Origin of the sequence: Streptomyces sp. NPDC059224, from assembly GCF_042754285.1 — a bacterium.
Lineage (GTDB): Bacteria > Actinomycetota > Actinomycetes > Streptomycetales > Streptomycetaceae > Streptomyces.
The window spans coordinates 173,730-183,830 of sequence record NZ_JBHZAN010000024.1; the positions used below are offsets into that span (position 1 = coordinate 173,730).

Consider the following 10,101-nt stretch of genomic DNA (forward strand, 5'->3'; position numbering starts at 1 on the left):
GCGAGGTGAGCCTCAATGTCCGCCCCCACCACCAAAAAACCCACCGTCACCGAGCGGGAGGCCCGTCAGGTGGCGGAGGCCGCCCGGGAACAGGACTGGCGCAAGCCGAGCTTCGCCAAGGAACTGTTCCTCGGGCGCTTCCGGCTCGACCTCATCCACCCGCATCCGCTCCCCGCGGACGAGGACGTGCGCCGCGGCGAGGAGTTCCTCGCGCGGCTCCGCGAGTTCTGCGAGACGAAGATCGACTCGGCCCGCATCGAGCGCGAGTCCCGCATCCCCGACGAGGTCATCAGCGGCCTCAAGGAGATCGGCGCCCTCGGGATGAAGATCGACACCAAGTACGGCGGCCTCGGCCTCACCCAGGTCTACTACAACAAGGCCCTCGCCCTGGTCGGCTCCGCGAACCCGGCGGTCGGCGCGCTGCTCTCGGCCCACCAGTCGATCGGCGTGCCCCAGCCGCTGAAGATCTTCGGCACCCAGGAGCAGAAGGACGCCTTCCTGCCCCGCTGCGCCCGCACCGACATCTCCGCGTTCCTGCTCACCGAGCCGGACGTCGGCTCGGACCCGGCCCGCCTGGGCACCACCGCCGTACGGGACGGGGACGACTACGTCCTCGACGGGGTCAAGCTGTGGACCACCAACGGGGTGGTCGCCGACCTCCTCGTGGTCATGGCCCGGGTCCCGAAGACCGAGGGCGGCAAGGGCGGCATCACGGCCTTCGTCGTCGAGGCCGGCTCCGAGGGCATCACGGTCGAGAACCGCAACGCCTTCATGGGCCTGCGCGGCATCGAGAACGGCGTCACCCGCTTCCATCAGGTCCGGGTCCCCGCCGCCAACCGCATCGGCCCCGAGGGCGCGGGCCTGAAGATCGCCCTCACCACCCTCAACACCGGCCGGCTCTCGCTCCCCGCGATGTGCGTGGGCGCCGGCAAGTGGTGTCTGAAGATCGCCCGCGAGTGGTCGGCCGTCCGGGAGCAGTGGGGCAAGCCGGTCGCGCTGCACGAGGCGGTCGGCTCCAAGATCAGCTTCATCGCCGCCACCACCTTCGCCATGGAGGCGGTCGTCGACCTGTCCTCCCAGATGGCCGACGAGAGCCGCAACGACATCCGGATCGAGGCCGCCCTCGCCAAGCTCTACGGGTCCGAGATGGGCTGCCTGATGGCGGACGAGCTGGTCCAGATCCGCGGCGGCCGAGGCTTCGAGACTGCGGAGTCCCTGGCGGCACGCGGCGAACGCGCCGTGCCCGCCGAGCAGCTCCTGCGCGACCTGCGCATCAACCGCATCTTCGAGGGCTCCACGGAGATCATGCACCTGCTGATCGCCCGCGAGGCCGTCGACGCCCACCTCTCGGTCGCGGGCGACCTCATCGACCCCGACAAGTCCCTCCAGGACAAGGCCAGGGCGGGGGCGAACGCGGGTGTCTTCTACGCCAAGTGGCTGCCGAAGCTGGTCGCGGGTCCGGGGCAGCTCCCCACGGCGTACGGCGACTTCAAGCACGGCGTGGACCTCTCCCCGCATCTGCGCTACGTCGAGCGGCACTCCCGCAAGCTCGCCCGGTCCACCTTCTACGCCATGTCCCGCTGGCAGGGCCGCATGGAGACCAAGCAGGGCTTCCTGGGCCGGATCGTGGACATCGGCGCCGAGCTGTTCGCGATGAGCGCGGCCTGTGTGCGCGCCGAACTGCTGCGCCGTCAGGGCGACCACGGCCGTGAGGCCTACCAGCTCGCCGACGCGTTCTGCCGGCAGTCCCGGGTCCGCGTCGACGAGCTGTTCGCGCGCCTGTGGTCGAACACCGACGACCTGGACCGCAAGGTCGTCAAGGGCGTGCTCGGCGGCTCCTACGAGTGGCTGGAGCGGGGGATCGTCGACCCGTCGGGCGAGGGCCCGTGGATCGCCGACGCGACCCCCGGGCCGTCGCGGCACGAGAACGTCCGCCGCCCCTTCGAGTAGGTCAGCAGTACTTGTCGCTCGGATCCCGCGTCGTCCAGGAGCAGGAGTCGACCTTGCTGCCGGTCGCCTTCGTCAGGGTCGCCGTGTCGCTGGTGTTGTTCCACACGTAGGCGCCACGGTTCTGGAACTTGTCCGACGCGGTGTCCGTGCCCCGGCCGGTGTGCACCTTCATCGTCTTGTGAGCGCCGATCTTGATGTTCTTGAAGACGTAGCGGTGGTTGGAGGCGTCCTTCAGGACCCAGCCCTTGATCGAGACGGCCGAGCCGCCGGTGTTCTTGATCTGCACCCACTCGCCGTTGAGGCTCGTGTTGGAGCCCCGGTCGCTGCCCGGGCTGTCGAACCACACGTGGTAGATGGTCACGCCGCCGGCGGCCTGCGCCGGGGTGCTGAGCAGGGTGCCGGTGAGCAGCGCGGCGCCCGCGAGCGCGGGCACGGCGACACGTATGCGCACAGTACGCATGGAGAGATCCCCCCAGGATGTCTTCCGGTCGGACCGACCCCCTGCCGGCCCGAGAGAAGTGTTATCACATGATCTTCACGTGAACCTCACAAAGGGAATTACGCTCCATAGAGCGCCAAGACCTGATAAGGCACCCGGGTGAGGGACGCGCTGTCCTACGGGCCCCCGGTTGCGGCCACAATGGGGGGATGACCGACAGTCCTGCCAGTCCGGCCCCCCTCGCCGACCCGCACCTCGTCTACGACCCGCTCGCGGGCGACGGCCCCAAGGACGTGGTGATCCTCGGCTCCACCGGATCCATCGGCACCCAGGCCATCGACCTCGTCCTGCGCAACCCCGGCCGCTTCCGGGTCACCGCACTGTCCGCCAACGGCGGCCGGGTCGCCCTCCTCGCCGAGCAGGCGCACCGGCTGCGGGTACGGACCGTCGCGGTCGCCCGCGAGGACGTCGTAGCGGCGCTGCGCGAGGCCCTGACCGGCCTGTACGGACCCGGCGAGCCGCTTCCCGAGATCCTCGCCGGACCGGAGGCGGCCACCCGGGTCGCCGCTTCCGACTGCCACACGGTCCTCAACGGCATCACCGGCTCCATCGGCCTCGCGCCCACCCTCGCCGCCCTGGAGGCGGGCCACACCCTCGCGCTCGCCAACAAGGAGTCGCTGATCGTCGGCGGACCGCTGGTCAAGGCGCTCGCCAAACCCGGTCAGATCATCCCGGTCGACTCCGAGCACGCGGCGCTCTTCCAGTCGCTGGCGTCGGGGACCCGGGCCGACGTCCGCAGGCTGGTCGTCACCGCGTCCGGGGGACCCTTCCGCGGCCGTACCAAGGCCGACCTGGCGCGGGTCACCGTCGAGGAGGCACTCGCCCACCCCACCTGGGCGATGGGACCGGTCATCACGATCAACTCGGCCACCCTGGTCAACAAGGGACTGGAAGTGATCGAGGCGCACCTCCTGTACGACATTCCCTTCGACCGGATTGAGGTGGTCGTGCATCCGCAGTCGTATGTCCACTCGATGGTCGAGTTCACGGACGGATCCACGATCGCGCAGGCGACGCCCCCCGACATGCGGGGGCCGATCGCCATCGGTCTCGGCTGGCCCGAACGGGTCCCGGACGCCGCCCCCGCCTTCGACTGGAGCAAGGCCTCCACCTGGGAGTTCTTCCCACTGGACAACGAGGCCTTCCCCTCCGTGAACCTCGCCCGGCACGTCGGTGAGCTCGCGGGCACGGCGCCGGCGGTGTTCAATGCCGCCAACGAGGAATGCGTAGAGGCGTTCCGGAGCGGTCTGCTGCCCTTCAACGGGATCATGGATACCGTCACCCGGGTGGTCGAGGAACACGGCACTCCTCGTACGGGAACTTCGCTCACCGTGCCGGACGTACTCGAAGCGGAGACCTGGGCCCGGGCCCGGGCCCGGGAACTGACAGCACAGACGGCGACCGCGGAGGCGCGTGCATGACAGCCCTGATGATGATCCTCGGCATAGTCGTCTTCGTGGTCGGCCTGCTGGTCTCGATCGCCTGGCACGAGCTGGGGCATCTGTCCACCGCCAAGCTCTTCGGCATCCGCGTCCCGCAGTACATGGTCGGCTTCGGCCCGACCATCTGGTCGCGGCACAAGGGCGAGACCGAGTACGGCTTCAAGGCCATCCCGGCCGGCGGCTACATCCGCATGATCGGCATGTTCCCGCCGGGCGCCGACGGCCGTATCACCGCGCGCTCCACCTCCCCCTGGCGCAGCATGATCGAGGACGCCCGTTCGGCCGCCTTCGAGGAGCTCCAGCCCGGCGACGAGTCCCGCCTCTTCTACACGCGCGCGCCCTGGAAGCGCGTGATCGTGATGTTCGCGGGCCCCTTCATGAACCTGATCCTCGCGGTGGCCCTGTTCCTCACGGTCCTGATGGGCTTCGGGATCAGCCAGCAGACCACCACCGTCAGCTCCGTCTCCCAGTGCGTGATCGCCCAGAGCGAGAACCGCGACAGCTGCAGGACGACCGACGCGGCCTCCCCGGCCGCCGCCGCGGGGCTGAAGGCCGGCGACAAGATCGTCTCCTTCGACGGGGTGCGGACCACCAGCTGGAACCAGCTCTCCGACCTGATCCGCGCCACCCCCGGCAAGGACGTCGCGATCGTCGTCGACCGCAAGGGCCAGGACGTCACCCTGCACGCGAAGATCGCCACCAACCAGGTCGCCAAGAAGGACTCCAGCGGCCAGATCGTCACGGGCCAGTACGTCTCGGCGGGCTTCCTCGGCTTCAGTGCCGCCTCCGGCATCGTCCGCCAGGACCTCGGCCAGTCGGTGACCTGGATGGGGGACCGGCTCGGCGAGGCCGTCGACTCCATCGCCGGCCTGCCCGGCAAGATCCCGGCCCTGTGGGACGCGGCCTTCGACGGCGCCCCCCGCCAGCCGGACTCCCCGATGGGCGTGGTCGGCGCGGCGCGGGTCGGCGGCGAGATCTTCACCCTCGACATCCCGCCCACGCAGCAGCTGGCCATGGCCCTGATGCTGGTGGCCGGGTTCAACCTCTCCCTGTTCCTCTTCAACATGCTCCCGCTGCTCCCGCTGGACGGCGGCCACATCGCCGGCGCCCTGTGGGAGTCCCTGCGCCGGAACCTGGCCAGGGTGCTGCGCCGCCCGGACCCCGGCCCCTTCGACGTGGCGAAGCTGATGCCGGTGGCCTACGTGGTGGCGGGTGTGTTCATCTGCTTCACCCTGCTCGTCCTGGTGGCCGACGTGGTCAACCCGGTCAAGATCAGCTAGCGGCCGGACACCGCCTGCCGCGGTGGGCCGGTTAACCCCCTGAAAATCTCGTGGCCACACGACGTTCGAAGCGGCTCGGAACGCTGTGTTCCGGGCCGCTTCCATCGAGTGGGTTTAGCGGTAGGGGATGTGCTCGCGCCTGGTCCGGTGCCGTAATCTCGGACACTGGAACCCGCTTTCGACGGGACCTGGACCTAGATCCACGACTTGGGGTTGCACAGCAGATGACTGCGATTTCTCTCGGCATGCCGTCCGTTCCGACCAAGCTCGCCGAGCGCCGGAAGAGCCGGCAGATCCAGGTCGGCTCCGTGGCTGTCGGCGGAGACGCCCCGGTCTCGGTCCAGTCGATGACCACGACCCGTACCTCGGACATCGGCGCCACGCTCCAGCAGATCGCCGAGCTCACCGCGTCCGGATGTCAGATCGTCCGCGTCGCCTGCCCCACCCAGGACGACGCCGACGCCCTCGCCACCATCGCGAGGAAGTCCCAGCTTCCGGTGATCGCGGACATCCACTTCCAGCCGAAGTACGTGTTCTCGGCCATCGAGGCCGGCTGCGCCGCGGTCCGGGTGAACCCCGGCAACATCAAGCAGTTCGACGACAAGGTCAAGGAGATCGCGGCGGCCGCCAAGGACCACGGCACTCCGATCCGCATCGGCGTCAACGCCGGCTCCCTGGACCGCCGGCTGCTGCAGAAGTACGGCAGGGCGACCCCCGAGGCCCTGGTCGAGTCGGCCCTGTGGGAGGCGTCCCTCTTCGAGGAGCACGACTTCCGGGACATCAAGATCTCCGTCAAGCACAACGACCCGGTCGTGATGATCGAGGCGTACCGGCAGCTCGCCGCCCAGTGCGACTACCCGCTGCACCTCGGCGTCACGGAGGCCGGCCCCGCCTTCCAGGGCACCGTCAAGTCGGCGGTGGCCTTCGGCGCGCTGCTCTCCGAGGGCATCGGCGACACCATCCGGGTCTCCCTGTCGGCTCCTCCGGTCGAGGAGGTCAAGGTCGGCAACCAGATCCTGGAGTCCCTCAACCTCAAGCAGCGCGGCCTGGAGATCGTCTCCTGCCCGTCCTGCGGACGCGCCCAGGTCGACGTCTACAAGCTGGCCGAGGAGGTCACGGCGGGCCTGACCGGCATGGAGGTTCCGCTGCGCGTCGCGGTCATGGGCTGCGTGGTGAACGGCCCCGGCGAGGCCCGCGAGGCCGACCTCGGCGTCGCCTCCGGCAACGGCAAGGGGCAGATCTTCGTCAAGGGCGAGGTCATCAAGACCGTCCCCGAGTCCAAGATCGTGGAGACCCTCATCGAGGAGGCCATGAAGCTGGCCGAACAGATGGAGGCGGACGGTGTGGCCTCCGGCGAGCCGTCGATCTCGGTGGCGGGCTGAGGGAGTCCTCGGCCGGCGGGGGAGGGTTCTTCGCCCCCGCCGCCCCGAAGGGGGCGCGGCGAAACTCGCGAGCGGCCACCGGCCACCCGCACGTGCGAACGGACGGGCTTTCACCGGTCCATGGGCGTCTGAAAGCGGGGGCGCGGGAGGCGGCAGGCCCCGACGGCGGGACGGCGGGCGACGGTAGGGCAGAGCCCAGGGTCACCCACACGGGGCGGCACGGCCAGGCTTCCGCAGGTACAGTGCGGAGATCAGCAGAACCCCTCAGTGTGAGGCCCCGCACGTGTTGACGCAGACCACCTCTCGGGTGCTCGAACCGAGTGACCTGGACGCCGCGCTCGCCGTACTCGACCGCGAGCCGGTCACGAACGCCTTCGTGACCTCACGTGTCCAGGTGGCCGGCCTCGACCCCTGGCGCCTCGGCGGCGAGATGTGGGGCTGGTACGAGGACGGCATGCTCACGTCCCTCTGCTACGCCGGCGCCAACCTGGTCCCGATCTGTGCCACCCCCCGCGCGGTCCGCGCGTTCGCCGACCGCGCCCGCCGGGCCGGCCGCCGCTGCTCCTCCATCGTCGGGCCCAGCGAGGCCACCGCACTGCTGTGGCGGCTCCTCGAACCGCACTGGGGCCCGGCCCGCGAGGTCCGCGCCCACCAGCCCCTGATGGTCACCGAGCGGATGCCCGCCGACATCGCCCCGGATCCGTACGTCCGCCGCATCCGCAAGGACGAGATGGAGACGATCATGCCGGCGTGCGTGGCGATGTTCACCGAGGAGGTGGGCGTCTCGCCGATGGCCGGCGACGGCGGCCTCCTCTACCAGGCGAGGGTTGCCGAACTCGTCGGCTCCGGCCGCTCGTTCGCCCGGCTCGACGACGGCGGCAGGGTGGTCTTCAAGGCGGAGATCGGCGCGGCGACCCCGGACGCCTGCCAGATCCAGGGCGTGTGGGTGGCCCCCGAGTACCGGGGCATGGGTCTGGCGGCGCCCGGCATGGCCGCGGTCCTGCGCTACGCGCTCACCGACGTGGCCCCGGTGGTCAGCCTCTACGTCAACGACTTCAACACGGCGGCGCGCAGGACGTATCTGCGGGTGGGCTTCCAGGAAGTCGGCGCGTTCATGAGCGTCCTGTTCTGACGGTTCCCCCGCCACAGGAGGCAGGGGCGGGAACCGTGGCCTGCCTGTACCCTCCCCCCATGGACCTCGCGATCGGCCCCCTGGACCTCTCCTCCCACGTGGACGAGGCCCTGGCAGTCCAAGCGATCGCCTTCGGCCTGGGCCCCGACGAGGTAGCCGTACGCCGCCAGATCGTCGTGCGCCATATGCAGTACCCCGGTGCCAGAGCCCTCGGAGCCACCGCCGACGGCCTGCTCGTCGGCTTCGTCTACGGCATGCCGAACAGCCGCACCCACTGGTGGTCGACCGTCGTCGAGCCCTACCTCCGGGCCCAGGGCCACGCCGACTGGCTCGACGACTCCTTCGTGATCACCGAGCTGCACGTGCACCCCCGCCATCAGAACCGCGGCGTCGGCCGCCGGCTGATCACGACGATCACGGACCGCGCCACCGAGCCCCGCTCGATCCTCTCCGCGATCGACGTCGACAGCCCGGCCCGCGGCCTCTACCACTCCCTCGGCTACGTGGACCTCGCCCGCCAGGTCCACTTCCCGAGCGCGCCGAAGCCGTACGCCGTGATGGGCGCCCCCCTGCCGTTGCGCCGCCCGGGGAGCGAGCCCCGTTAACGGATTTCCACCGGCGCAGCAGGCCCGGCTAACCTCCTAGCCATCAACCTTTCCCGGCAGGAGTACGAGAACCATGGCGAACGCACCGGTCCAACGCATGTCCCAGTTGATGGCGAAGACGCTGCGTGACGACCCGGCGGACGCCGAGGTCCTCAGCCACAAGCTCCTCGTCCGCGCCGGCTACGTCCGCCGCACCGCGGCCGGCATCTGGTCCTGGCTGCCCCTCGGCCTGAAGGTGCTCTCCAACATCGAGCGGATCGTCCGCGAGGAGATGGACGCGATCGGCGGCCAGGAGGTGCTGCTCCCGGCGCTCCTGCCCCGGGAGCCGTACGAGGCGACCGGCCGCTGGGAGGAGTACGGCGCCGAGCTGTTCCGCCTCCAGGACCGCAAGGGCGGCGACTACCTCCTCGGACCGACCCACGAGGAGATCTTCACCCTGCTGGTGAAGGACCAGGCGTCCTCCTACAAGGACCTGCCGGTCATCCTCTACCAGATCCAGAGCAAGTACCGGGACGAGGCCCGTCCGCGGGCCGGCATCCTGCGCGGCCGCGAGTTCCTGATGAAGGACTCCTACTCCTTCGACCTGGACGACGACGGCCTCGCCCACTCCTACGCCCTGCACCGCGCGGCATACCAGCGGATCTTCGAGCGCCTCGGCCTCGACTACCGCATCTGCGCCGCCACCGCGGGCGCCATGGGCGGTTCCAAGTCCGAGGAGTTCCTGGCCCCGGCCGAGGCGGGCGAGGACACCTTCGCCGACTGCCCGAACTGCGACTTCGCGGCCAACACCGAGGCGATCAGCTATGAGCTCAGGCCGGTGGACGCGTCCGGCGTGCCCGCGCTCGAGGAGATCCCGACCCCGGACACCCCGACCATCGAGACCCTCGCCGCCCACCTCGGCGTGCCGGCCTCCGCCACCCTGAAGAACCTGCTGGTGAAGGTCGACGGCGAGATCGTGGCCGTCGGTGTCCCGGGTGACCGCGAGGTCGACATGGACAAGGTCGAGGCGCACTTCGCCCCGGCCGCCGTCGAGCTGGTCACCGAGACCGACTTCGCCGGCCGTCCCGACCTGGTGCGCGGCTACGTGGGTCCGCAGGGCCTCGGCGAGAAGGTGAAGTACATCGCCGACCCGCGCATCGCCCCCGGCACCGGCTGGATCACCGGCGCCAACAAGGCGGGCACGCACGCCAGGAACGTGGTGTCCGGGCGGGACTTCGAGGTCGACGAGTTCGTGGACGTCGTGGTCGTGCAGGACGGCGACCCCTGCCCGAAGTGCGGCACCGGCCTCAAGCTGGACCGCGCCATCGAGATCGGCCACATCTTCCAGCTGGGCCGCAAGTACGCCGACGCCCTCAAGCTGGACGTCCTCGGCCAGCACGGCAAGCCGGTCCGCGTCACCATGGGCTCCTACGGCATCGGCGTCTCCCGCGCCGTCGCCGCCCTCGCCGAGCAGACCGCCGACGAGAAGGGCCTGGTCTGGTCGCGTGAGGTCGCCCCGGCCGACGTGCACGTCGTGGCCGCCGGCAAGGCGCCGCAGATCGAACTCGCCCTGGAGGTCTCCGAGAAGCTGCGGGCGGGCGGGCTGCGCGTCCTGGTCGACGACCGGGCCGGCGTCTCCCCGGGCGTGAAGTTCACGGATGCCGAGCTGATCGGCGTACCGCAGATCCTGATCGCGGGCCGCCGCTCCGGCGAGGGCGTCCTGGAGCTCAAGGACCGCAAGACGGGCGAGCGCGAGGAGCTGACGGTGGACGAGGCGATCGCCCGCCTGACCAGCTGAGCCCCGACTCCCGCCGCGGCGGCCGCCGGTGACC

General features: G+C 70.3%; 8 protein-coding genes. 7 read left to right on the forward strand and 1 reads right to left on the reverse strand.

Going from position 1 to position 10,101, the window contains the following annotated elements:
- Positions 1 to 15: 15 nt before the first annotated feature.
- Positions 16 to 1,950: an acyl-CoA dehydrogenase family protein gene (locus ACFXI4_RS26905; RefSeq protein WP_384995477.1), complete on the forward strand. Its 1,935-nt coding sequence runs from the start codon at positions 16 to 18 to the stop codon at positions 1,948 to 1,950.
- A 1-nt stretch (position 1,951) separates the two neighbouring features.
- Here the strand turns inward: ACFXI4_RS26905 and ACFXI4_RS26910 are convergent, their stop codons facing one another.
- A complete protein-coding gene (locus ACFXI4_RS26910; RefSeq protein WP_384995479.1) occupies positions 1,952 to 2,410 on the reverse strand; it encodes a lamin tail domain-containing protein in 459 nt (152 codons plus the stop codon).
- 188 nt (positions 2,411 to 2,598) lie between these two features.
- On the opposite strand from ACFXI4_RS26910, the gene dxr reads away from it, so the two are divergent.
- The 6 genes from dxr (at position 2,599) to ACFXI4_RS26940 (ending at position 10,067) form a co-directional block, all read left to right on the forward strand.
- Positions 2,599 to 3,870: a 1-deoxy-D-xylulose-5-phosphate reductoisomerase gene (gene dxr, locus ACFXI4_RS26915; protein WP_384995481.1), complete on the forward strand. Its 1,272-nt coding sequence runs from the start codon at positions 2,599 to 2,601 to the stop codon at positions 3,868 to 3,870.
- 8 nt (positions 3,871 to 3,878) lie between these two features.
- Entirely contained in the window at positions 3,879 to 5,171 is a 1,293-nt protein-coding gene (locus tag ACFXI4_RS26920) for a site-2 protease family protein (protein ID WP_362723872.1), read from the forward strand.
- 224 nt (positions 5,172 to 5,395) lie between these two features.
- A complete protein-coding gene (ispG, locus tag ACFXI4_RS26925) occupies positions 5,396 to 6,553 on the forward strand; it encodes a flavodoxin-dependent (E)-4-hydroxy-3-methylbut-2-enyl-diphosphate synthase (protein ID WP_384995484.1) in 1,158 nt (385 codons plus the stop codon).
- A gap of 283 nt (positions 6,554 to 6,836) precedes the next feature.
- Complete coding sequence (locus ACFXI4_RS26930; protein WP_362728853.1) at positions 6,837 to 7,685, forward strand: GNAT family N-acetyltransferase; 849 nt, start codon at positions 6,837 to 6,839, stop codon at positions 7,683 to 7,685.
- Positions 7,686 to 7,744: 59 nt separating this feature from the next.
- Positions 7,745 to 8,290 carry a GNAT family N-acetyltransferase gene (locus ACFXI4_RS26935; protein ID WP_362728851.1) on the forward strand — a complete coding sequence of 182 codons (546 nt, stop codon included), beginning with the start codon at positions 7,745 to 7,747 and terminating at the stop codon, positions 8,288 to 8,290.
- Between the two features lie 73 nt (positions 8,291 to 8,363).
- The gene (locus ACFXI4_RS26940; protein ID WP_384995487.1) at positions 8,364 to 10,067 is read left to right on the forward strand and encodes a proline--tRNA ligase; all 1,704 of its coding nucleotides are present in this window, start codon (positions 8,364 to 8,366) and stop codon (positions 10,065 to 10,067) included.
- The last annotated feature ends 34 nt before the right edge of the window (positions 10,068 to 10,101 follow it).